We start from the raw sequence: 23,302 nt of genomic DNA, 5'->3' as shown, positions 1-23,302 counted from the left end.
ATTTGGAGCGACACACGAGGCTCGAACTCGTGACCTCAACCTTGGCAAGGTTGCGCTCTACCAGCTGAGCTAGTGTCGCAAGTCTTCTCTATAAAAGAGAATGGAGGCGCCTCCCGGAATCGAACCGAGGTTCACGGATTTGCAATCCGCTGCATAGCCACTCTGCCAAGGCGCCGTTGTAATCTCAATTGGTTAGCTTCTTATTTACTGCCTTCCTCTTGGGTACAGGACGCATTTTACTGATTCAGCTCTTAGAGTCAACACTATTTTTGTGTTTTTGTTTCGTTTGAATAAAATGCACTCAAAATGAATATAAAACAAACGAAAACAAGCTCTTTAACCTGATTTAAGGAGTCAGATAATTGAAAAAATGCTATCGCTTCCAAGAATACAATCAATACAAAAGCTTGTTATATCAGATCACTATACGTAGTTTATTTTTAAGATATAAAAAAAGCGAACCTAAGTTCGCTTTTCATCTCGATTATCTAACTAATCGTCTGCATTAAGCAAATCATCTTTTGCTGCAGCTAAGTATTGAACCATAGACCAGTATGTTAAAATTGTTGCTACATAAAGCGCAACATAACCAACCCATATCATCCAATCGTCATAACGCCAAATTAAAACCCAGAGAGCAAACATTTGAGAAACGGTTTTGACTTTTCCAACCCACGAAACCGCAACACTTGCACGTTTACCAATTTCCGCCATCCATTCTCTGAGAGCTGAAATAATAAGTTCACGACCAATCATTGTTATTGCAGGGATGGTGATCCAAATAGAATGATAATGTTCAGTGATCAAGATTAAAGCCGCTGCAACCATGACTTTATCAGCAACGGGGTCTAAAAAAGCACCAAAACGAGAAGTTTGACCTAACTTTCTTGCAAGTAATCCATCCAACCAGTCTGTAAAACCAGCGACCCAGAATACCATTGCAGCTGCAACCGCTGACCATTCATAAGGTAAGTAAAAAACAACAACAAACACTGGGATAAGTGCTAGTCGGATAAACGTGAGTATATTTGGTATCGTTAATCGCATAATAATTCTTTAATTTTGGTCTGCTGATCCTATGGTGCGCTTTTTTTATCCGTGTTTCAACGCATCCTGTATTTTTTCTGCCAAAGAATGACTAATTCCAGGCACTTTGGCTATTTCTTCAACACTTGCACTTTTTAATTCTTGTAGACCACCTAAATATTGCAATAAAGCCTGTCTTCGTTTTGGGCCAACCCCTTCGATATTTTGTAACGTACTGGTTTTTCGTACTTTCGCACGTTGCGCTCGATGACCGCTAATCGCGTGGTTATGGCTTTCATCCCTAATATGTTGAATTAAATGCAGAGCTGGTGAATCACTTGGCATTGAAAATTCTTCACCCGAAGTTTTAACCAAAGTCTCCAACCCATGTTTACGTGTAACTCCTTTTGCGATACCCAGTAAAAGAGGTTGTTTTGGCCAATCATCCCAATGTTTAGAAATAACATCATAAGCCCTATTTAACTGCCCTTTACCACCATCAATAAAGATAATGTCTGGAATTTTATCCACATCAAGTTGTTTACTGTAACGACGTTCAAGCACTTGAGCCATCGCAGCGTAATCATCGCCTCCGGTTATTCCAGTTATATTATAACGTCTATACTCTGCTTTTACTGGTCCTTCCTGGTTAAAAACAACGCACGAAGCAACTGTCTTCTCCCCCATCGTATGACTAATATCAAAACATTCCATTCGTTGAATCGACGCTAAGGATAATGCTTCTTCAAGCTGTTTAAATCTCTGGTAAATCGTTAATTTATGATTCGACTTACTCGTCAATGCCGTTAATGCATTAGTATCAGCTAACTTTAAATAACGCCCTTTTATTCCTTTTGGGTTTAATTGAAATTGCACTTTACGCCCAGATAATTCTGTCAATGCATGCTCTAACCCTTCACCATCAAACTCAAAACTTGTCACCACACGATTAGGGATCGTACGACCTTGAGAGTGATTTAAGTAATACTGAGTTAAAAAGCTTGAGAAGACTTCTTCTTTATCCGTCTTAGCAGGGATCTTAGGAAAGAAGCTTCGACTACCAAGTATCTTTCCTTGTCGGATCATTAATAAATGTACGCAAGCTAATCCATTTTCGATAGCAAAACCTAGCACATCTAAGTCATCACCACTGTCATCTGAAACATATTGCTGCTCTTGCATTCGTCTCATTGCTTGAATTTGATCTCGAATAACGGCTGCTTTTTCAAATCTCAGGGAGTGACTTGCCTCTTCCATTTGTTCAACTAAGTTCTGAATAACTTGTCTATCTTTTCCTTGTAAAAATAAACGAATAAAGTCGGTTTGCTCTTTGTATTCTTCATCACTAACAATTCCCTTTACGCACGGCGCTAAACAACGGCCAATTTGATGCATCAAACAAGGACGGTATCGATTTGCATAAACAGAATCTTCACACTGACGGATAGGAAATAATTTTTGAATTAAATGAAGACTTTCTCGAACCGCTCCAGAGTCAGGATAAGGACCAAAATATTCCCCTTTTTTTCGTTTCGTTCCGCGATGGATAGAGATCCTCGGATGCTTGTGATTTGAAATGAAAATATAAGGATATGACTTATCGTCTCTAAGCAAAACATTATATTTAGGTAAATACTGCTTAATATAATTGTGCTCTAGAATAAGAGCTTCGGTTTCTGAGTGCGTCACTGTTACATCGATTTGATCAATATGAGTAACAAGAGCTTTTGTTTTTTCAGAAGGGATATTACTGCGAAAATAGCTAGATAATCGCTTTTTTAAATCTTTTGCTTTACCTACATAAATAACTTCAGCCTCGGTGTTATACATTCGATAAACACCGGGCTGATGAGTTACTGATTTTAAGAAAGCGTTTGAATCAAAAGAAGGCACTACAATGTCTCAGCATCTAAGATACCATGACGAATAGCTAAATGAGTTAGTTCAACATCACCGCTTATGTTCAATTTGCTAAATAGACGATAACGATAGCTGTTTACTGTTTTTGGGCTTAAATTTAGTTGTTCGGAAATATCCGTTACTTTTTCGCCTTTAGTAATCATCATCATTATTTGTAATTCACGCTCTGACAACTCTTTAAATGGGTTCTCAGAATCTGGCGTAAATTGACTTAATGCCATTTGTTGTGCGATTTCTGGAGATAAGTAACGTTGTCCACTTTGCACCATACGAATAGCATTCACCATTTCGTCTGGGCCAGCTCCTTTCGTTAAGTATCCAGCCGCTCCTGCTTGCATTACTTTTGTTGGAAACGGGTTTTCAGTATGAATAGTTAATACTATTACTTTCATATCTGGGTTGAATCGTAAAATCTTTTTAGTGGCTTCTAAACCACCGATACCAGGCATGTTCATATCCATTAGAACAATATCTGCCTGCTCTGTTCGACACCATTTTACGGCATCTTCACCGCTGTGAGCTTCCCCTACTACTTTAATTCCACGGACGTCTTCAAGAATACGTCTAATCCCTGTGCGAACCAGCTCATGATCATCTACAAGGAAAACTTTAATCACAACTGACACTCCGACTTAAATTTACAGCTACCTCGACTGAGGTAAATTTTATGCTCTATTTTACCTTAAAAAATAAGGCTGTCTCATATTTATTATGCGTTAAGACGCAAAGTTTTACTATTAAAATAGTATTGACTTTAATGCCTATTTATCTATGTATATCACGTATAAAAAAAATAAGTACATGAAATAAGAGAAGTAAATTTCAACTCTATTACATCAATATACAATAAAAACATTCGTTAAAATAGGCCTAATTGCGACGCAGATAATTGCGTAAAATCTAAGCCAATAAAAGGAAGGATCCCATCTGCAATCGGTTTTAATTGTTTTTCAACATAGTGATCATAATCTATTGGACTTCTTAGGTACTCAATAGGCTCTGGTCCTGATGTTGTAATGATATATTCAATCCAGCCACCGTATTTATATTGAGGAGATTTACCCATTTTTTGACGATGATAATCAGCCAATCTCGCCGCTTTAACATGAGGAGGGACATTCTTTTGGTAATCATCTAGTTTTCGTCTTAACCGTTTTCTATAGATTAATTGATCATCTAACTTTCCTGATTTAGTATCATCTACATAAGTACGTACATATTCTTTGACTTCTTGCTGGTGGAAAACTTTATCAAATAATACTTTTTGGAATGTTTGCGATAAAGGAGTCCAATCCGTTCTTACTGTTTCTAATCCTTTGAAAACAATATCTTCTTTACCATTTTTTCTAATCAATCCTGCATAACGTTTTTTTGACCCTGTTTCCGAGCCTCGAATCGTTGGCATCAAAAAAGTACGATAATGCGTTTCATATTCAATTTCTAAAGCGGAATCAATGTTATAAGTAGATATTAAATGTTGAGTCCACCATTGATTTATATGTGAAACCAAACTCTGTCCTATATCATCAGCCTCTTTTGATGACATTGCTTTTCCTAGAGTGACAAACGTTGAGTCTGTATCACCATAAATAACCTCATAACCTTTACCTTCAATAAGCTCTCGAGTGGTTTTCATGATCTCATGTCCACGCATCGTAATTGACGACGCTAATCGGTGATCAAAGAATCGACAGCCAGATGAACCCAAAACGCCATAAAAAGAGTTCATGATTATCTTAATTGCTTGGGAAAAAGCTTTCTCATTATTGCGCTTTGCTTCATCTCTAGCTGACCACAATGATTCAATTAGTGCTGGCAAAAAGTGTTTTTTTCTATGAAAGCGTCCACCTCTAAATCCTTCAATCGCTTGTTCTTCTTCTTTTCCTATCTCTTGCTTTAATCCTTCAATTAAACCAAGAGGATCGATTCTAAATGTTCGAATGATTGAGGGGTATAGCGATTTAAAATCAAGAACAAGCACTGACTCATATAAACCCGGTTTTGAATTCATAACATAACCACCGGGGCTTGCTATCCAATTCTCACTTTCTAAATTAGGCGCAATATAACCAGAGCGATGTAATCTTGGTAAATACAAATTAGTAAAAGCAGCAACAGAGCCACCGACACGATCTAATTCCACCCCCGTTAACTTGGTTCGCTCAATAACAAACTCAATCAAATGTGTTAATTCAAAGATACGGGTTACCAAAACACAATCTTGTAGATTATATTTAGCAAGTGATTGCTTATCTTCACGATACATTCGATTAATTTCTCCCATACGATCACTTGGGTCATGTATCGATTTACCTTCATTCAGTAACTCTTGCGCTACTGACTCTAAAGACCAACTCGAAAAGTGATACGTCGCGGTTTTAAGGGCATCAATACCATCTAAAACCACTCTTCCAGGAAAAGAAAGAAAGCCTTGTTGACGATTTTTATCTGAATCTCGCCAATATAGTGTGCTATTTCCTCTACCAACACGAAAAGCAAGGTTATGCCATTTAGCTCGTTGGATTAATAATCTAAAGTCGAAGTTAATAACGTTCCAACCAATAACGATATCAGGGTCAAATGTTTGGAACCAATGCTCAAGTGCTAATAACAATGCTTTTTCATTATCAACCCATTGAATGGATAAATCTGAATGCTCTGGTTCTCCAATCATAATAATGCGAGAATCTAAGTCACTATGTAGTGCCACTGAATATAAAATACCTTTTTCAGAACATTCGATATCAAGCGACACTTTTGTAAATTGAGGTGAAATCAACGCTGATTTCATCTTAACATTACGGTATTCAGTATATCCTTTCTTTGGTATTGCGGAGCCTACAAAATTCAAACCACCACAAATAAATCGTTCCATTAAATAGCGATCAGCTAATCGAATATCACTTTCAAAAATAGGCAAGTCAGCTTGCTCAAGCAATTGACTTACTTGTCGTTTTTGTTGAGTTGTAGAAAAATAAAGACCTACAATTGGCTGATGTTGAAAGTTTGTTAATTGAGTATTCTTAATAAGGTAAGGAATATTCTCTAATTTTAATAAAGATTCATATTCAAATAAACGCTCTTGTAAAATAAAGGCAACTGCTTGTTCATTCTCAACCAATAGATGTGCGATGTGGTCATCACATTTAACCCATAAATCGATCAACGTATTAGAGCTTGTCTCTTTATTTTGTCGAGTAAGTAAAAAGCCACTCTGATATGAATTCAATACTTACCCTATTCTTCTTTCAATTTTATTAAACTCACTGATAACCCAACCGCCAAACTCTTCTAATAAGGCGACAGCTGAACGTTTAGGTATTTTGCGTCCTTTTAATAACATGACGACTCTTTCAATTTCAGTTTGTTTTTCTGGATAGTATTCCAAAAATTTTCGAGCGCAAAGCACTGGATGATCATACCAACCTTTATCTCTATGCATGACTAAAGAGTAGCAGCTTCGTAATAATTTTTTAGCTATCGTTTTTTGTTGTTCAACTTGAATATTAATGTTACTACTCACTGATATTTTTTTTGTATATACCTGTAGCCATTCCTCTATGTCCATATTCATATTTTTAGCGATTTCCCAACTTGGTTCAAAATCACCAAATCGAGTAGATAAATCATCCCCAAAAATACAAACACAACAATGGCGAAGCCAAAAGCCCCAACTGAATATTGATTCTAGTTGCAATACTTCATTTGCTTCTCCAATAGTAAAAGTAACCCCTGTTATTTGGGGGTACTTCGATTGAAACCTTATTTTAATAGTATTAATTAAGGTTTGTTCTTTATTGGTTAAAGGTACTGTTGTAATCAGTGTCACATCTAAATTAGAGCGTCCAGAAATTGCTTCACGTCTTGCTACGCTACCATATAAATAAATACTATGAATCGATTTAGGCACAGCTGAGCGGACATGAACAATAAGATCTTGAATGGCAGGTTCGAATTCTTTTTGAAAGGGTGAATGTTTATCAATATTAGGTAAAGTATAACGAGACACAAAGCACTCCAATCAGTATAAACAAGAGAGTCATGATCGCGATTTAATAAATAAAAAGCAATAAAAAACCGGCCATGACGACCGGTTTATTTATAACTAAAAATCGTTTACGCTGTTACTGTACGCTTTTTAGACAGAACCATTAAGCCACCACAAACAAGGATGAACGCTGCAGTAGAAGCAAGGAATGCCATCAATACAGACCCAGTAAAACCAAGAGCGATATAGCCAACCGCAGAAACGCCCGCAATTGATAATGCATAAGGTAATTGAGTTGCAACGTGGTCAATATGACTACAACGAGCCCCCGTTGAAGACAAAATTGTCGTATCTGAGATTGGAGAACAGTGATCACCAAATACAGAACCTGCTAATACTGCACCTAACATAGGTAAGATAAGCGTAATATCGGTTGCACCCGCCATATCACCAGCAATTGGAAGCATGATACCGAATGTACCCCATGAAGTACCGGTACTAAATGCCATTAAACCAGACAATAAGAATAGGATAACTGGGATCCAGTGAATACCAATGCTGCCTTGCGCTAAACTAGATAAGTACGAACCAGTTTGCATATCACCAATTACAGAACCAATTGTCCATGCAAAGAATAGGATCAAGATTGCACCAAACATAGATTTAGCACCGATCCACATCGTCATAGCGATATCTTTAATATCAATACCTTGACGGAATACAGTAAGTAATGCTGCCGCTAAACCGATTAAGCCACCATAGCACAATGAAGCACCAACATCGGTATTTTCAAATGCACCAAGAATATTAAATTCTTTGCCATCACCAATTAATGCTTGAGCACCGGTATAAATCATGAAGAAAATAGTCGCCACAATAAGTACGATAATAGGGAAAATCAAATCAGATACTTTACCAGTCTCACTTTCCGTAATATTTAGTTCTTCATTTAAATCTTTAGATTCCGCATTAACTGCTTGATCATCGAATCCATTACCACGCGCCGCTTCATTTTCATGATCTCGCATTGGACCTACATCTAGTTGGAACCAAACAACAGCAAATACCATTAATAGAGCAAACACAGCATAAAAGTTCATCGGGATTAGACGCACATAAGCCCCCAATGCCGAATACTCAGTCACGCCATGTGAAACTAAAATACCACCAATAATAGTAATAATGTAGGCACCCCAGCTTGAAGCGGGCATCAACACACACATTGGAGCAGCTGTTGAATCTAGAATATAAGCAAGCTTGGCTCTTGAAACATAAAAACGGTCAGTTACAGGGCGGGATATTGAACCAACAGCTAAGCTATTAAAATAATCATCAACAAAAATAAAGACACCAAGAAAAGCAGCAAGTAGTTTTGCACCACGTTTACTTTTAATTCTTGTTTGTGCCCATTCAGCGAATGCGCGAGTACCACCAGAAAGAGTCAATAACGCTGTTGTCATACCTAATAAAATAAGGAAAGCAACAATACTCATATTCCAAGTGTTAATAGAACCGCCATCGATGAAAACACCTTTAACAGAACTAAAAGTATAAGATGCAGTGCCAGAAATGGAGTAATTAGACAGCAAAATTGCGCCTAAAACGATACCCACACCAAGAGAAAGTAATACTCGGCGCGTAACAATTGCTAAACCCAAAGCAACTAATGGGGGCAATATTGATATCGGAGAATTTGAAAAATCAGCTAAGTTCATGATCTACAACAACCAGTTTGGTTGGAGATCTACTGTTGATACGGCGATGCCGTTAAAAGGAAGTGAATATTAAAACATTTCCCCACAGTAGCGCTCCATAGTTAAAAAATAAAATTGACTATGGCAGTGTTATTCCTTTTCGAAATAACCCCAGCTAACACGTCTGATTAACGTAATTAACTTCGGCATTGACTCCTTTCGATTGTTGTCATAAGAATCACCCTCAAACAACCTACTTTTAGGCAATGCGCCTCTACCCGTTTAGGTGGAAGTCATTGTACGGACTGAACACAATTTTGCAATACTATATCTGAGTATTTTAACATTAGCTTATCAGCTCGCTAGAATGGGATACTCTATCAATATTTAATTACAATTTTTGTAATAACAAGGTTCCACTCTTAATATTCTTATCATTAAGATAGTTTTTATTTATTTATTAAAAAATTTGTTATATTATTTTCTTGTTATATAATAATTGTATTATCAAAATTAAATTATGGAATCAAAAATGTCTGATACTATTAAAACACTACTAAACCTACGTAGCCTACGTGTATTGTCTCGCGAGATGACACTTGAGCAATTAGAAGAAGCACTTGAAAAACTGCAATCAGTTGTAGCAGAGCGCCAAGAATCAGAAGCAGAAGAACGTTCTCAACTTGCTGAAAAACAAGCAAAACTTGAAGAGTTTCGTCAAATGATGATCGAAAGCGGAATCGCTCCAGAAGATCTATTAGATACAATGTCTTCTACCACTGTTAAAACTAAGCAAAAACGAGCTCCTCGTCCTGCTAAATATAAATTCTTAGACCATGCTGGTGCAGAGAAAACATGGACAGGCCAAGGCCGTACTCCTTCAGCACTTCAAACTCAACTTGATGCTGGCAAATCTTTAGAAGATTTCTTAGTTTAATCATAAAGTATTATTTTATATAAAAGGCCACTCTATCGTAGAGTGGCTTTTTTTTATTTAAAGCTAAGCATCAATAATCGTCATTATCTATATCCTTAGTTTATAAAAACATAGATAAGAATGACAATAATGTATTAATTCAAAATCATCATTTATCTTTTATTTTATCTTTTTAGAATACGTATGCTATACCAACATTACCGGTAGAACTGGTCGTATGTTCAATCATAGGACTATCTTCTAAGTTACCTTCTAAATTAACGTAACGAAGCCCACCTGTAATGCGTATATTTGGTGCTACATGAAAATATGTCGATAAACCAATAAAGAATTGCCCATCCCAATCTGCATCAAATTGATTAATTACACCATTTGTTCTTTTAGATTCTTCGACAGATACCCCATATAAATGATTATTCAATTTTTCACTATTATATGAATATCCAAAAGATGGTGTTATCGCCCAGCCTTTCCCTCTAATAGGTAAACGCCAAGCTGCTTCTGCATATAGTCTATTATGAGTACGGCCTATATCTGTCCCACCAGTAAGCTCTACAATACCTACATGGGTAATCATTTGATAACTTACGCCACCTAAAACAGAGCTTTTACGTTCATCTAGCTGTTGCATAGCCTTATTATCAGAATCTTCAGGTTGAAACGTACGTGGGTCATACATAAAACGGAAAATAATATTTTGTGGGGCGCCTATAGGGTACAAACGATAACCACCGCTAAACCCACGCAGAAATATATGCTCTCCCTCATAACCGATCATTGGAATTACCGTCGTATTAGAAGGGGTATCTTTATAAAAAGAAGGTGAATAAGCAGCAGCAGCACCAATCGACCACTGAGAAATTTGAGCATGTGCGTTAACGGCAACGGTAAGAGCAGCGGCACCAACAATCAATCTACTTATTACTTTATTCACAACAACAACCTTTTAGTACTTTATATAATCTATAGCGATGTAATTTAACACTTACCATACAGTACTGAATACTTTTTCATAGTTTTTTAGGGTTAATATTTACTTATTTACAGTCTAATTATGTATAGGCATAAAAAAGGCAGGTTTAATAACCTGCCTTTAAATTTATTTTTAGATAATAATATTAGCGATCATCTTCTCTGAAATTACTTGGTAAGTTTAATTTCATCTCATTCCAAATAAGATTACCTTCAATACCATATTGACGCATTCTTGGCATTACTGCGTCTTTTCTTTCTTCTTCACAGATCTGCTTTAAATCACGATAAAACTGCAATGCAAGTTCACGAGCTTCAGGGTTTGAAAAATAGTAACTACCCACACGAGCATACAACTTTTTAAGCCCGTTAAAGATTAAGCCGTAGATTTGATTCCCAGATTTAAATGCTACGCCTTGGAAAAGCATATAATCATAATAATTAAATGTTTTAGCGATTAAAATTTCTTCACGCTTAGCTGGATCTTTTTCATTATCTTCTTTTACTTCAGCTTTAATTTTTACGCCATAAGGAGAAGCATCAATAAAAGCATTCCAGTTTTCAGCAGCTAATAATTGTTCACAAGAATCAATCACACGATTAAGAGTACGTAAAGAGCCCTCTTTATTCGTTTTAAATGCTTGTCTTATAAAGATACAACTAATGTTGGTTCTTGCCGCTAGTAGATCTTCTACAATAGAAGTCGCATTATTTGCGTCAACCAACGTCATCAATGTGTCTAAAATATGCAGACCAGATGTCTCCATATAATCATTTACTTTTGTTGGTTTACCATGCTGAATGGTTAGCCAGCCATCGCGCGCTAAGCGCTGTAAAACTTCACGTAATGTCGTTCTAGTTACACCAATTAACTCTGAAAGCTCACGCTCCGCAGGTAAAATTGACCCAGGTGGAAAACGACCATTCCAAATACTTTCAATAATGTATTTTTCAGCAAATGCTGCAGGACTTTTTGCCTTAATAACCATACAAGTTTACAATCCGTTTTTTATATAAAATAACTTTACTCATCATACCACCAGTTCAATAAATTCTTAACCACTTATTAATTCAAGTCGCTATTTATACACATTTTTCCCACTTTTAAGTATTAATCCCCCTGAATAATCAATACTCATAACGGTTTTTTTTTATGTATTTTATGGGTTTTATCAATAAAGCCGAGCAAAGGCACATTTTGATCAATTTACCTATTTGCAAATATTGACTATTGATTAATAAAGAGTAAAGTTCAGTCGTTTACTCTAGGGTTAGGTCTGTTTAGGTAGTTATTTGGCAAAATAGTAAAATTTAGTTTTTGTTGTTTTTCTAAATAGTTGTTTATCCTTAATAATAACAATACATTAGGCGATTATTATCAACTCCCTACTTACCCCTATTTTTTATATAACCAATGTAACAATGTAGAGAGCATCACATGTCTATTTCGCTAGGGAATGCATTTATCAAAAACTTTCTTGGTAAAGCCCCCGACTGGTACAAACTTGCAATACTGTCTTTTTTAATTATTAATCCTTTAGTTTTCTTTTTTGTTGACCCATTTACTGCGGGTTGGCTATTGGTCGTTGAATTCATTTTTACCTTAGCGATGGCATTAAAATGTTATCCCCTACAACCTGGTGGCTTACTCGCAATTGAAGCCATTGCGATTGGTATGACAAGTGCTGAACAAGTGAAGCATGAACTCGTTGCTAATATTGAAGTACTTTTATTGCTTGTCTTCATGGTTGCTGGTATCTACTTTATGAAGCAATTGCTTCTATTTATTTTTACCAAAATACTCATTGGCATAAAATCGAAAGCGGCCCTATCTGCTGCGTTTTGTTTCACTGCCGCTTTCCTATCAGCTTTCCTTGATGCACTAACAGTTATTGCTGTTGTTATCAGTGTAGCTGTTGGTTTTTATGCTATTTATCACCGCGTTGCTTCAGGGCAAGGTGGAACACCAAGCCACGATCATACCTGTGATTCAAACGTAACCGATGAACTATCTCGTGATGACTTAGAAAACTACCGTGCATTTTTACGTAGTTTACTTATGCATGCAGGTGTAGGTACAGCCCTTGGTGGTGTTATGACAATGGTAGGAGAGCCTCAAAACTTAATCATTGCAGACCAAGCAGGTTGGATGTTTGGTGAATTCATCATTCGTATGCTGCCAATTACAGCACCTGTATTTGTTTGTGGTATGTTAACTTGTGTTGCAGTAGAGAAACTAGGTATCTGTGGTTACGGAGCAAAACTACCAATTAACGTTCGTAATATTCTTGAAGAATATGAATCAGAAGAACGTAAAAATCGCACTAATATCGATAATGCTAAACTAATTATTCAGGCAGTTATTGCTGTTTGGTTAATTGTAGCTCTTGCGCTTCATTTAGCCGCGGTTGGTCTTATCGGCCTATCTGTTATTATCTTGGCTACTGCTTTTACTGGTGTTATCGAAGAGCATTCAATGGGTAAAGCCTTTGAAGAAGCTCTGCCATTTACCGCCTTATTAGCGGTTTTCTTTGCAGTTGTTGCTGTAATTATAGATCAAGAGTTATTCAAACCGATCATTGACTCTGTACTAGCTGTTGAAGATAAAGGAGCTCAATTAGCCCTATTTTACGTTGCTAATGGCGTACTATCGATGGTTTCTGATAATGTATTTGTTGGCACTGTTTATATCAATGAAGTAAAAAGTGCATTACTAGACGGTCAAATTACTCGAGACCAATTTGACTTGTTAGCAGTAGCAATCAATACCGGAACAAACTTGCCATCAGTTGCAACACCAAATGGTCAAGCAGCATTCTTGTTCTTGCTAACGTCGGCACTTGCTCCATTAATTCAATTATCATACGGACGTATGGTATGGATGGCCTTACCATATACTATTGTATTAGCTCTTGTTGGCTTATTTGGTATTGTTTTCTTCCTTGAGCCTATGACAGCAATGTTCTACGATTTAGGATGGATTACACATGGTGCAATAGAAAGTGCAACTTCTGCAGTTTCTAGTGGTCATTAATAAGGTATAACCACTTTTGATAAAAAGGCTCTGTATATACGGGGCCTTTATTTTTACAAGGAATAAAAATGCAAACCCTTAACCACTTTTCTCGCATTCGTTTATCTTGGCTTTTATTACTTCTATGTATCGCCTTTTTTGAAGGTGCAGCCCTGACTTTTCAACATGTCATGAAGTTACCACCTTGCGTAATGTGCATCTATGAACGCGTTGCTATGATGGGAATTGCAGGAGCAGCGATTATCGGCTTGCTTAACCCGAATAACCTTATTATTCGTTGGTGTGGCTTCATTGCTTGGGGAATAAGTGCTGGTTGGGGCTTAAAATTAGCGATGCAACATGTTGACTTCCAACTTAACCCATCACCTTTTGCTACATGTGATTTATTTGTAAAGTTTCCTTCATGGGCTCCTCTGAACAAATGGGCCCCTTGGATGTTTGAAGCATATGGTGATTGCAGTAAAATTGTTTGGCAGTTCTTAACGTTAACAATGCCACAATGGTTAGTCATTATCTTTGCTGGTAATCTTGTTGCTTTAACTATTTTTGTTATTGCTCAATTCTTCAATAAGAAACGAGCGTAATTAAAAAATAATACTAATTCATGTAAGAATAATGATCAGGCTCTTATGTAGATTGGAATTATACTAAATTAGCAAAAAGCCATCTGGTAATGATTACCAGATGGCTTTTTTACTTAAAGAAGAAAAATATGAATCCAACTATTTACCACAACATTTCTTAAACTTCTTTCCACTTTCACATGGACAAGTGTCATTACGTCCCACGTTTTTATACGGATTTACTTTCTGGCCTTTATAGCCGATTTGATATTCATCAGCAGCCATTGCAACTTCTAAAATCATCATATCCAATTGAGGAAGCATTTGGGTCAATGTTGGAGGTGTATCTATTCCGGCTTCTGCCATTTGACGATGCGTCTCTTCTTCATCAACCGCAAGCATCATCGTTGTTAATAATGCAGACAACATACGTGTTGTACCATCAGCAACTTGGAGATCACTCCATAGCTCTTCGATCATTGGCCATAATGTCATGAAACCTTCAGCAAAATCTGCAAGTTGATCAAGGTCATCAAAATTAACGACTTCAGTAACTTCATATTCATTACGTTTAAGTAATAAATATTGATGTTCAATTTGTTGAGAAATCGTTTTAACCATTTTAAGTGCATTATCTGCACCAATAATGTCACCTAACCACGCCTCTGGAGCTAATGGCTTTGTTGCCATATTTGCGGCAAGTACTGCGCCTTCAATAAACAGGCTAGAACAGTTCAAATCAACGTCATCGAGCGTAATTAATTGATATTTCATTATTTATTCACTTCCGAAATTAAGTTTTCGGCGTAGTATAACGTAAATAATTATTAGAGCCTAAGTGCCGTTATTATTTTTTATTTTGCTGTCGAGAAATGCTATGAAAAAAAATCAAGGATTTACCTTAATTGAACTCGTCGTAGTTATAGTTATTTTGGGGATTTTAGCAGTAACTGCTGCTCCAAAATTTTTAAGCTTACAAGATGATGCTCATAAATCTAGAGCGGACGGTGTATTTTCCGCATTCACTGCTGCTGTAAATATGTATCATGGAGCATGGATTTTACAAGGAGAGCCTTCAGTAAGCTCAGGGGTTGGTGTTATTTTTTCTGACGAGACTATTTACCCATCAAATGAAGGGTTTCCATTGGGAACAACGTATAGTGGAAAAATTACGGGGGAAGGTTGTGGTGAACTTTGGAATGGCCTATTAAACCAAGAACTGACTATTGAAGAATATGTAGGCGATAACTTTGCTAGTGCTAGTGCTGACATCCAATACTGGTATGGCCCTGCTGGACCAAACAATGAAACGGCATGTATATATTATTATGCCTCCAACGTAGCAAATAAAACTCAAGTTGGTTATAAATTAAATTACTTTCCTACTACAGGAGAAACGACAACAACAAGCTATAATAAAGGAAGTAAGTGACATCCCCCCCCTTTCCCCCTACAATCCCACCTCCAACAAAAGAGGTGGGATATGCAAGTAATACTAGGCCCTATGGAGGGTGTTCTTGATCATTTAATGCGTGAGCTATTAACAGAGATTAATGATTACGATTTCTGTGTAACAGAGTTTGTTCGAATTGTTGATCAACTTTTACCCCCTCATGTTTTCCACCGCATTTGCCCAGAACTACATAGCAACAGCAAAACTAAATCTGGAACACCTATCCGTCTACAATTATTAGGACAAGAACCTAATTGGATGGCAGAAAATGCAGCCCGCGCGATTGAGCTTGGATCCGACGGTATTGATTTAAACTTTGGCTGTCCAGCAAAAGCAGTAAATAAAAGTCGAGGTGGTGCTGCACTACTAAAAGAACCCGAATTAATTTATCAAGTAGTTAAAGCATGTCGTGATGCCGTACCCAATGATAAAAAAGTCACGGCTAAAATACGTTTAGGTTGGGAAAAACCTGAAGAGTGTTTTGCTATTGCAGATGCCATTAAACAAGCAGGTGCAAATGAATTAACCATTCATGCAAGAACTAAAGTCGATGGCTACAGAGCTGAAGAAATAAAATGGGATTACATAAACCAAGTTCGCCAAAAGGTGGATATACCTATCATCGCTAATGGTGAGATTTGGAACTATGAAGACGGCCAACGTTGCATTGCAGCAACAGGTATTGATTCATTAATGGTATGTAGAGGGGCATTTAACGTTCCTAATTTAGGTAATGTCGTAAAGCACAATCACGCCGCTATGCCATGGCCTGAAGTTATTGCGCTGTTAATCCATTACTCTAAATTACAAATGGCAGGTGATAAAGGTCAATATTATTCTAACCGAGTAAAACAGTGGTTAGTTTATCTTCGTCAAGAATACTCAGAGGCAAAAGATATTTTTATGGATATTCGAAGCCACAAAAAATCAGAACCTATTGTTAAACGTTTGTATCAAGAATTAGAAAAAGTAAGCTAAATTTAACTGACCGAGTTTATGAGAAATAAACTCGGTTTTTTCCTTCTTCTTTTGCTTTATAAAGTAAATCATCCGCTTTCTTTATCACATTTTCAAACGAGAAATCTTGATGAGAATCGATAATCGTAACACCGCCAGAGACGGTAAAACCACCGGTTACGACCTTACCTGACGAATCTTGAATCGACTTTCTAACACGCTCACAAACACTCTCGATACTCGCTTTTGATTCCGCATTAATACAGATAACAAACTCTTCGCCACCAAATCGTGAAACAATATCGCTATCTCGAACACTTTTATTCAATATCTTAGCCACATATTTAATCGCTTCATCCCCAACATCATGACCAAACACATCATTAATTTGTTTAAAGTCATCAATATCATACAAAGCAAAACCAACAAATTTCTTAACTACACGATCTTGTAAGCTCATTTCAAAACCACGTCGATTATAAAGACCTGTCATTGGATCTTGTTTCGCCAAATCACGATAATATCGATGAGACAGACGACTTTGATAATAGAACATCGATAAAACGGCTAAAATATAAGTAACACCGATCAAGGTTAATGTTTTGGCATCATGCAAAATAAAGCCCATTATCTCTTCTTTTATCGAATTTTTATAATATAAAAAATAAGTAAAATTAGTGTCTTTAAGTGTAATTGGTTGCATGAATTTATATTGTTCAAAGCGTTCATATTCATCACTATCTAATAACTGAATATGCTTAGATACTTCGCTTTCTGAATGCAAAAGTTTATCTACCGACAAGTCAATAACTAAGACACCTTTAAACAAATTTTTATAATATATCGGTGTTGAAAAAGTAAGGACCTCTAACCCATCAAAAAAAGCATCAGTATAAGGTGGGGTGAAAGTAATATGCTTTTGATTATCATTCTTCATACTGTTTTTCCAGTATGGTCGAGAATAAATAGTTTCTAAACTTTGTTTCGTTAAATTCTCGGCAATCGTTCTTGGTGAAGAAATAATATATTTATATTTAGAAATGAAGTAGATACCATGAAGATAATTTTCATAATCATGGATAAAAGAAATAACAGGAGCGAGTGTCATTTTTTTAGAAGCGACTTGATACAACTCTGATTTGGGGTCACATAACTCTTTAATACCAGCAATACTATAATCTAACCGAGTTTCAGGGACTGAAACCTCTTGACTATCCATTACCGCTTCAAGGTTATTGTTAGGGTGAATAACACATAAACCAGCTTCTTCATCAACTTGAAGGTTATGATTATAAAACTTGCCCGTACTTTGCTTATAAAGCTGTGATAAATTGTAATCAAGCGAGATCATTACTTTTATTGATCTCTGCAATGAATCAATAATACGATCATATTCACGGTTAACTTGTCTTTTAACTGCACCAATATGATTATTTAAAACAATACTTAGGATTAGCACTAAAAATAGTGTCGGGATCATGAAGATATGTTTTAAATTTGATTTTGGCATATATAAATTCTTTAACAGAAAATGAACAGTTATAATACCTATATTTATGTGAAAGATCTTGCAGAAACAAGATCTTTTACATTCACATGACAATATATTGGCGCCAAAATAAAAGAAAATGCTTATTTAACTAATTGAGATAATAGCGATATCTCTGTGCCTTCAAATTTTCTATTATTAACCATCGTTTCAATCTCTCTTGCATTATATTTATCGCCATTATAAACAACGACAATACTTTCATCGCCTGATTGTAAAAAATTGTTTTCCCCAAATTTTGTATAGCGTGTTGCTCCGATACTAATAATCGCTTGTTGTGGATAATTTGCTTCAGATAAATAAAGAGCAAGGTTTTCTGCAGGCCCTTCATCTTTCTGATTATTCATTCGATCAATCATCCAATCGTTTAATTGCTCATGGAAATAACTGTAATCAATCGCAGCGCTGTCTTCGCCATATCGATTTACTTGACCATTTCTAATATGAAAACTAGCGATGCGGTAAGTGTCTAATTCACATCCTTTAGTGAAAGATGACAATTCAATAAAGTCTTGAGAGATCCCTTTTGTATTTGCACCCCAGTTTTTCTTCTCACTGATCTTTTTAGCATTAGGCTTACGGATAGAGCAATCATTATAAGCGGCAAATTTTACGGGAGTTAACGCTACAACTTTATTGTCTTCATAAGTAATATCAAAGACAATTGCTATTTCTGGTTCTATTTGCAAATTATCAGCATCGTTCGGTGGAATAATTGAGTTCGACGACAGTGGATATTGAGATAAAAAACCAGCACTTTGGGAAGGGATATAAAAAGGAAATAATGCTTTAGGTTGAATTGAGTTTTCAACTTTTACATTTAAAAAATCGGTAGCTTCTCCTGCTTGTTCTAAATGCCCAGCAAAGTTTCCAGCCACACCAAAACCAACTACATGCTTAAATGTCATATTGCCTTCTTAAATTCTATTAATAATCATATCTAAAAAGGCACCTTAGTTTATTATTCTATTTTGTGCGATGATGCGGATCTAATTTTATGATTTCTTTGCTTTTCTACGTCGTTTAAATTGCGGTTTTGCTGGGCTTTTAAGCGTTCTTAATGAATCAGGAATTGGACCCTGCTGCACACCCTGCATAAAATTCATCACTTTTGTTTCTAGCGCTGCCATAAAGGGGCGATATGAACAGGTTCTTTCTGTCATCCCTTGTAATTGAAACTCCCAATGTGCAGTCATATCAGGATAACTTGCCTCATTTGGAAGTGCATGAATCAATCCTTTACCAGCGTCACTTGCATGAATGTTTTTACCATTACGAATTAATAACTGACGTTTAAACAAGGTATCTAAAATACCAGCTCGTGTCGCTTCTGTTCCTAATCCATCCGTATCTCTTAATATTTTTTTCAGCTCTTTATCTTCAACAAAGCGAGCAATCCCGGTCATAGCTTGTAATAATGTTGCCTCGGTAAAATATTTAGGCGGCTCTGTCATTTTGTGTTTTATTTCACCTTCACGACAAATATGCACCTCTCCTTTCTTTAACGGCGGCACTTTATTTGCTACATCATCGTCACTGCTTTGTGCTTGGACTTTACCAAGCAATATTCGCCAACCTGCAAACAGCATCTGTTTACCTTTTGCTGCAAATACACCACCTGCGATGTCAAACACCAATTCAGCTTCGGCATAAACGGCTGCAGGATAGAATTGCATTAAATATTGTCGAGCAATAAGGTGATAAACCTTCTCTTCAAATCCAGAAAGCCCTGCTGAACCACTTGATTTAGGGGTTGGAATAATCGCATGGTGAGCATCAACCTTACTGTCATTCCAAGCTCGTGATTTCAATGTCAGATCTGCACTAGTTACCGCACTAGATAACTGCTTATCGTTACTACCAATGGCAGCACATACTTGTTCACGTTGCTTATAGTGATCTTTAGGTAAATGGCGACTATCTGAACGTGGATAAGTAATTAATTTATGTTTTTCATACAATGCTTGACACGAATCCAATACTTGTTGAGCACTTAAGTTATATCGCTTAGCTGCATCAATTTGCAGTGATGATAAAGAATACGGCAAAGGCGCATTTTGTTTGGTTTCTTTATTTTCAGCTTTAGTTACGGTCGCTGGTTGATTCGCAATTCTTTGAGCTACATTCTCGACTAATTTAAGACTGAGCACGCGCCCTTCTTCATCTTGAAATTGCTGACACGCTTCACTTGGTTTCCACTTAGCTCGGATATCAAAGGCTTGCCCATCATTAAGTTGATGGTTCTGATAAGGAATAAGTGCTTCTAATGTGAAATACGCTTTAGGCACAAAATTAGCAATCTCTTCATCTCGACGAGTCACTAAACCTAACACTGGCGTTTGTACTCGACCGACTGATAAGACACCTTGATAGCCACCTCGTTGACCTAATAAGGTATAAGCACGTGTCATGTTCATTCCATAAAGCCAATCGGCACGAGAGCGAGCTAAGGCTGAGATTGAAAGAGGGATAAACTCTTGGTTGCTTCGCATTGATGTTAATGCACGTTTTACTGCCGGTAAATTTAAGTCACTAATCAATAAACGCTGAGTTTCTGCTTTTTTGATTTTAGATAGCTTTAAATAGTCCAGCACTTCATCAACTAATAATTGCCCTTCTCTATCTGGGTCCCCCGCATGAACGACTTGGGATGCATTTTTTAACAATTTACGGATCACTGTAAGTTGTTTACTAGAGGATTTTCTTGGACGAAGCTGCCATTTTTCAGGAACAATAGGTAAATGTTCCATACGCCACGATTTGTATTTATCATCATATGCATCCGGTTCCACTTGCTCTAATAAGTGACCAATACACCAAGTTACAATGTCGCCATTACCACATTCAATGTAGCCTTGTTGATTCTTCTGGGGCTTCGACAGACCTGCGGCGATTGCTCGGCCTAAACTTGGTTTTTCTGCAATAAATAATCGTGACATAAAAAAGTGCTGATGTTGTGAATAACATCAGCACTATACCTGTATGAATAGACAGTTATCAAGTTTTGTTGTCTAACTTATTGAAATTAGAATCACTTAAAGTTTCGCAGCTAACTCTACACCTTGACGAATCGCACGTTTCGCATCTAACTCTCCAGCATGATCAGCCCCGCCAATGACATGATGCACTATCTCTGCAGAGGTGAGAGTTTCAATTAACTCATTTACAGATACCTGCCCTGCACACATCAAAACATGGTCAACATCTAACAATTTAACTTCGTCATTTTGGCGAATATATAAGCCTTCATCATTAACTTTAAGATACTCAACCCCCGCTAACATATGAACCCCACGTTTTTCTAACGTACGTTTATGGATCCAACCGGTGGTTTTCCCTGGACCTTTACCTATGCTTCCTTTTCTACGCTGCATTAACCACACTTCACGAGTTGATTTATAAGTATTTTGTGGCTTTAAACCACCTTCAAACTCTATATTTTTATCAATATCCCAATCCTGTAACCACGCATCTAATGTATGGTCTTCTGGCTCTGTGATCATAGTTGCTACATCAACACCAATACCACCAGAACCTATCACGGCAACTTTTTGACCCAATGTTGGTTGCGTTTTTATATAGGTTTGATAATCAATCACTTTAGGATGGTCACCACCTTCTAGCTGCGGCGCTCTTGGTTTAACTCCTGTTGCCACCACAACTTCATCAAATTGACGTAATTCCTCTAACTCGACGTTAGAGTTGAGTTTGACGATAATATTTTTATGGTCAATTTTTTTAGAAAAATAACGGATCGTTTCTTTAAATTCTTCTTTCCCGGGGATCTGCATCGCTAAATTAAACTGTCCTCCGATGCGATCACTCCGCTCAAAGACGGTTACTTGATAACCGCGTTCTGCTGCAGAAGTAGCACAAGACAGCCCTGCCATTCCTGCTCCAATAATTGCTACCGATTTACTTGTACTTGCTGGTTCCAGTACTAACTCTGTTTCATAACAAGCTTGTGGATTAACCAAACAAGTTGCTCGTTTAGCTTTAAATACATGATCCAAACACGCTTGATTGCAACCAATACAAGTATTAATCAATTCAGATTTATCTTGTTCTGCTTTATTTACAAATTCAGCGTCAGCCAAGAACGGTCGTGCCATTGACACCATATCGGCCTGTCCCGATGCCAATATATTTTCAGCGACTTCAGGTGTGTTAATACGGTTACAGGTAATTAATGGAATAGAAACTTTACCTTTGAGCTTTTCTGTAACCCAACTAAAAGCTGCCCGTGGTACTTGGGTCGCAATGGTCGGTACTCTTGCTTCATGCCAACCAATACCAGTATTTAAAATGGTTACTCCCGCTTTTTCTAATGCTTGAGCAAGCTCTACCACCTCTTCAAACGTACTTCCTTGCTCTACTAGATCGAGCATAGAAAGGCGGAAAATGATAATAAAGTCTGTCCCTACTTTTTCGCGAATTGCTCTAATTATCTCTAATGGAAAGCGTATCCGATTTTGGTAATTTCCACCCCAATCGTCATACCTCATATTAGTTCGAGCACAAATAAATTGATTAATGAGATAACCTTCAGAGCCCATCACTTCAATACCATCGTAATTAGCTTTTTTTGCATAAAAAGCACTATTAGCAAAGTCATGGATTGTTTTCTGGATTTGGCGCTCACTCATTTGGCTTGGCGTAAACATACCTATTGGTGCTCTAATATCAGAGGCGCTGACCGCTAGAGGGTGCATCGCATAACGGCCCGCATGAAGGAGTTGCAAAGCAATCTTCCCACCATTCTCATGTACTGCATGGGTTAACGCTTTATGTTTTTCAGCAGCACGAGAAGAGCTAAATTGAGCACTAAATGGAGTTAAGCGCCCTCGAAAATTAGGTGCAAATCCACCGGTAACAATCAGGCCAACACCACCTTTAGCTCGTGTAGCATAAAAGGCTGATAGCTTTTTAAATCCATCATTACTTTCTTCTAATCCAGTATGCATCGATCCCATTAAGACTCGATTTTTTAACTGAGTAAATCCCAAATCTAACGGCTGAAAAAGGTGTGGGTACGTCATAACAATCCATCGCTTTTATAATTATCGTGGTCAGACCAGAATAATAGTTATAGGCTTCTGCTACAATTAAGTTTTCACAAATATGCAACATTCATCAAATCTTTTGCTCTTATACTTTCTTAATAAAATTAATTCTCATTTAGAACTCTTTCGTCTAGTTACTTTCACTA

Annotated in this window: 18 protein-coding genes, 2 tRNA genes and 1 riboswitch; of the genes, 5 read left to right on the top strand and 15 right to left on the bottom strand. The window is 37.0% G+C overall.

The features are described from left to right. Nucleotides 1-3: 3 nt before the first annotated feature. The 8 genes from BTO23_RS03040 to BTO23_RS03005 all read right to left on the bottom strand — a co-directional run bounded on the left by BTO23_RS03040 (nt 4) and on the right by BTO23_RS03005 (nt 8,649). Nucleotides 4-79 (bottom strand) — tRNA-Gly (locus tag BTO23_RS03040). Between the two features lie 22 nt (nt 80-101). Then, nucleotides 102-175 (bottom strand) — tRNA-Cys (locus tag BTO23_RS03035). Between the two features lie 317 nt (nt 176-492). Beyond that, a complete protein-coding gene (gene pgsA, locus BTO23_RS03030) occupies nt 493-1,047 on the bottom strand; it encodes a CDP-diacylglycerol--glycerol-3-phosphate 3-phosphatidyltransferase (protein ID WP_061002815.1) in 555 nt (184 codons plus the stop codon). Between the two features lie 45 nt (nt 1,048-1,092). Next, entirely contained in the window at nt 1,093-2,919 is a 1,827-nt protein-coding gene (gene uvrC / locus BTO23_RS03025; RefSeq protein WP_105062905.1) for an excinuclease ABC subunit UvrC, read from the bottom strand. Then, entirely contained in the window at nt 2,919-3,563 is a 645-nt protein-coding gene (gene uvrY, locus BTO23_RS03020) for a UvrY/SirA/GacA family response regulator transcription factor (RefSeq protein WP_060991346.1), read from the bottom strand. Before uvrY ends, uvrC begins: the two co-directional genes overlap by 1 nt. A gap of 242 nt (nt 3,564-3,805) precedes the next feature. Further along, nucleotides 3,806-6,175 (bottom strand): DNA polymerase II, encoded by a 2,370-nt coding sequence (locus BTO23_RS03015; protein ID WP_060991347.1) that lies wholly within the window; start codon nt 6,173-6,175, stop codon nt 3,806-3,808. A 3-nt stretch (nt 6,176-6,178) separates the two neighbouring features. Then, on the bottom strand, nt 6,179-6,955 hold the full coding sequence (locus tag BTO23_RS03010; RefSeq protein ID WP_060991348.1) for a nucleotidyltransferase domain-containing protein: 777 nt from the start codon (nt 6,953-6,955) through the stop codon (nt 6,179-6,181). A 107-nt stretch (nt 6,956-7,062) separates the two neighbouring features. Further along, entirely contained in the window at nt 7,063-8,649 is a 1,587-nt protein-coding gene (locus BTO23_RS03005; protein WP_061002817.1) for a Na+/H+ antiporter NhaC family protein, read from the bottom strand. Nucleotides 8,650-8,729: 80 nt separating this feature from the next. Continuing rightward, nucleotides 8,730-8,913: riboswitch (Lysine riboswitch) on the bottom strand. A gap of 247 nt (nt 8,914-9,160) precedes the next feature. On the opposite strand from BTO23_RS03005, the gene BTO23_RS03000 reads away from it, so the two are divergent. Next, complete coding sequence (locus BTO23_RS03000; RefSeq protein WP_060991350.1) at nt 9,161-9,565, top strand: H-NS family histone-like protein; 405 nt, start codon at nt 9,161-9,163, stop codon at nt 9,563-9,565. A gap of 172 nt (nt 9,566-9,737) precedes the next feature. Here the strand turns inward: BTO23_RS03000 and BTO23_RS02995 are convergent, their stop codons facing one another. Further along, on the bottom strand, nt 9,738-10,487 hold the full coding sequence (locus tag BTO23_RS02995; protein WP_483860555.1) for a MipA/OmpV family protein: 750 nt from the start codon (nt 10,485-10,487) through the stop codon (nt 9,738-9,740). A 196-nt stretch (nt 10,488-10,683) separates the two neighbouring features. Next, nucleotides 10,684-11,526, bottom strand: coding sequence for a fatty acid metabolism transcriptional regulator FadR (gene fadR / locus BTO23_RS02990; RefSeq protein ID WP_060991352.1), 843 nt, complete (start codon nt 11,524-11,526; stop codon nt 10,684-10,686). A gap of 449 nt (nt 11,527-11,975) precedes the next feature. Here fadR and nhaB point away from each other — a divergent pair, with 449 nt between their 5' ends. Both nhaB and dsbB read left to right on the top strand, forming a co-directional pair. Further along, complete coding sequence (gene nhaB / locus BTO23_RS02985) at nt 11,976-13,571, top strand: Na(+)/H(+) antiporter NhaB (RefSeq protein WP_060991353.1); 1,596 nt, start codon at nt 11,976-11,978, stop codon at nt 13,569-13,571. Nucleotides 13,572-13,639: 68 nt separating this feature from the next. After that, complete coding sequence (gene dsbB, locus BTO23_RS02980; RefSeq protein WP_060991354.1) at nt 13,640-14,155, top strand: disulfide bond formation protein DsbB; 516 nt, start codon at nt 13,640-13,642, stop codon at nt 14,153-14,155. Between the two features lie 138 nt (nt 14,156-14,293). Here dsbB and BTO23_RS02975 read toward each other — a convergent pair whose 3' ends face one another. Beyond that, nucleotides 14,294-14,908, bottom strand: a complete 615-nt coding sequence (locus BTO23_RS02975; RefSeq protein ID WP_060991355.1) for an SEC-C metal-binding domain-containing protein — start codon at nt 14,906-14,908, stop codon at nt 14,294-14,296. A gap of 103 nt (nt 14,909-15,011) precedes the next feature. Here BTO23_RS02975 and BTO23_RS02970 point away from each other — a divergent pair, with 103 nt between their 5' ends. Both BTO23_RS02970 and dusC read left to right on the top strand, forming a co-directional pair. Continuing rightward, nucleotides 15,012-15,566 carry a type II secretion system protein gene (locus BTO23_RS02970; protein ID WP_061002821.1) on the top strand — a complete coding sequence of 185 codons (555 nt, stop codon included), beginning with the start codon at nt 15,012-15,014 and terminating at the stop codon, nt 15,564-15,566. A 51-nt stretch (nt 15,567-15,617) separates the two neighbouring features. Beyond that, the gene (gene dusC / locus BTO23_RS02965) at nt 15,618-16,565 is read left to right on the top strand and encodes a tRNA dihydrouridine(16) synthase DusC (RefSeq protein WP_061002824.1); all 948 of its coding nucleotides are present in this window, start codon (nt 15,618-15,620) and stop codon (nt 16,563-16,565) included. A 16-nt stretch (nt 16,566-16,581) separates the two neighbouring features. Here the strand turns inward: dusC and BTO23_RS02960 are convergent, their stop codons facing one another. From BTO23_RS02960 to BTO23_RS02945, 4 genes are all read right to left on the bottom strand, one after another. Continuing rightward, nucleotides 16,582-18,054, bottom strand: a complete 1,473-nt coding sequence (locus BTO23_RS02960; protein ID WP_061002826.1) for a sensor domain-containing diguanylate cyclase — start codon at nt 18,052-18,054, stop codon at nt 16,582-16,584. Between the two features lie 122 nt (nt 18,055-18,176). Next, nucleotides 18,177-19,001 (bottom strand): DUF5718 family protein, encoded by an 825-nt coding sequence (locus BTO23_RS02955; protein ID WP_061002828.1) that lies wholly within the window; start codon nt 18,999-19,001, stop codon nt 18,177-18,179. A gap of 87 nt (nt 19,002-19,088) precedes the next feature. Continuing rightward, nucleotides 19,089-21,032 carry a DNA topoisomerase III gene (locus BTO23_RS02950; RefSeq protein WP_060991360.1) on the bottom strand — a complete coding sequence of 648 codons (1,944 nt, stop codon included), beginning with the start codon at nt 21,030-21,032 and terminating at the stop codon, nt 19,089-19,091. 96 nt (nt 21,033-21,128) lie between these two features. After that, nucleotides 21,129-23,132, bottom strand: a complete 2,004-nt coding sequence (locus tag BTO23_RS02945) for an NADPH-dependent 2,4-dienoyl-CoA reductase (RefSeq protein WP_105062903.1) — start codon at nt 23,130-23,132, stop codon at nt 21,129-21,131. Between the last annotated feature and the right edge of the window lie 170 nt (nt 23,133-23,302).

It is taken from the genome of Aliivibrio sifiae (assembly GCF_002954715.1).
In the GTDB taxonomy this organism is placed as follows: Bacteria; Pseudomonadota; Gammaproteobacteria; order Enterobacterales; family Vibrionaceae; genus Aliivibrio; species Aliivibrio sifiae.
Note: the sequence above shows the minus strand (reverse complement) of the source record. Positions and strands in the feature narration are given on the sequence as shown.

Excerpts from the sequence above, each read along its gene's own strand:
- pgsA (WP_061002815.1), bottom strand. The coding sequence starts at position 1,047 with ATGCGATTAACGATACCAAATATACTCACGTTTATCCGACTAGCACTT.
- BTO23_RS03005 (WP_061002817.1), bottom strand. The coding sequence starts at position 8,649 with ATGAACTTAGCTGATTTTTCAAATTCTCCGATATCAATATTGCCCCCA.
- BTO23_RS03000 (WP_060991350.1), top strand. The coding sequence starts at position 9,161 with ATGTCTGATACTATTAAAACACTACTAAACCTACGTAGCCTACGTGTA.
- fadR (WP_060991352.1), bottom strand. The coding sequence starts at position 11,526 with ATGGTTATTAAGGCAAAAAGTCCTGCAGCATTTGCTGAAAAATACATT.
- nhaB (WP_060991353.1), top strand. The coding sequence starts at position 11,976 with ATGTCTATTTCGCTAGGGAATGCATTTATCAAAAACTTTCTTGGTAAA.
- dsbB (WP_060991354.1), top strand. The coding sequence starts at position 13,640 with ATGCAAACCCTTAACCACTTTTCTCGCATTCGTTTATCTTGGCTTTTA.
- BTO23_RS02975 (WP_060991355.1), bottom strand. The coding sequence starts at position 14,908 with ATGAAATATCAATTAATTACGCTCGATGACGTTGATTTGAACTGTTCT.
- BTO23_RS02970 (WP_061002821.1), top strand. The coding sequence starts at position 15,012 with ATGAAAAAAAATCAAGGATTTACCTTAATTGAACTCGTCGTAGTTATA.
- dusC (WP_061002824.1), top strand. The coding sequence starts at position 15,618 with ATGCAAGTAATACTAGGCCCTATGGAGGGTGTTCTTGATCATTTAATG.
- BTO23_RS02960 (WP_061002826.1), bottom strand. The coding sequence starts at position 18,054 with ATGCCAAAATCAAATTTAAAACATATCTTCATGATCCCGACACTATTT.
- BTO23_RS02955 (WP_061002828.1), bottom strand. The coding sequence starts at position 19,001 with ATGACATTTAAGCATGTAGTTGGTTTTGGTGTGGCTGGAAACTTTGCT.
- BTO23_RS02950 (WP_060991360.1), bottom strand. The coding sequence starts at position 21,032 with ATGTCACGATTATTTATTGCAGAAAAACCAAGTTTAGGCCGAGCAATC.
- BTO23_RS02945 (WP_105062903.1), bottom strand. The coding sequence starts at position 23,132 with ATGACGTACCCACACCTTTTTCAGCCGTTAGATTTGGGATTTACTCAG.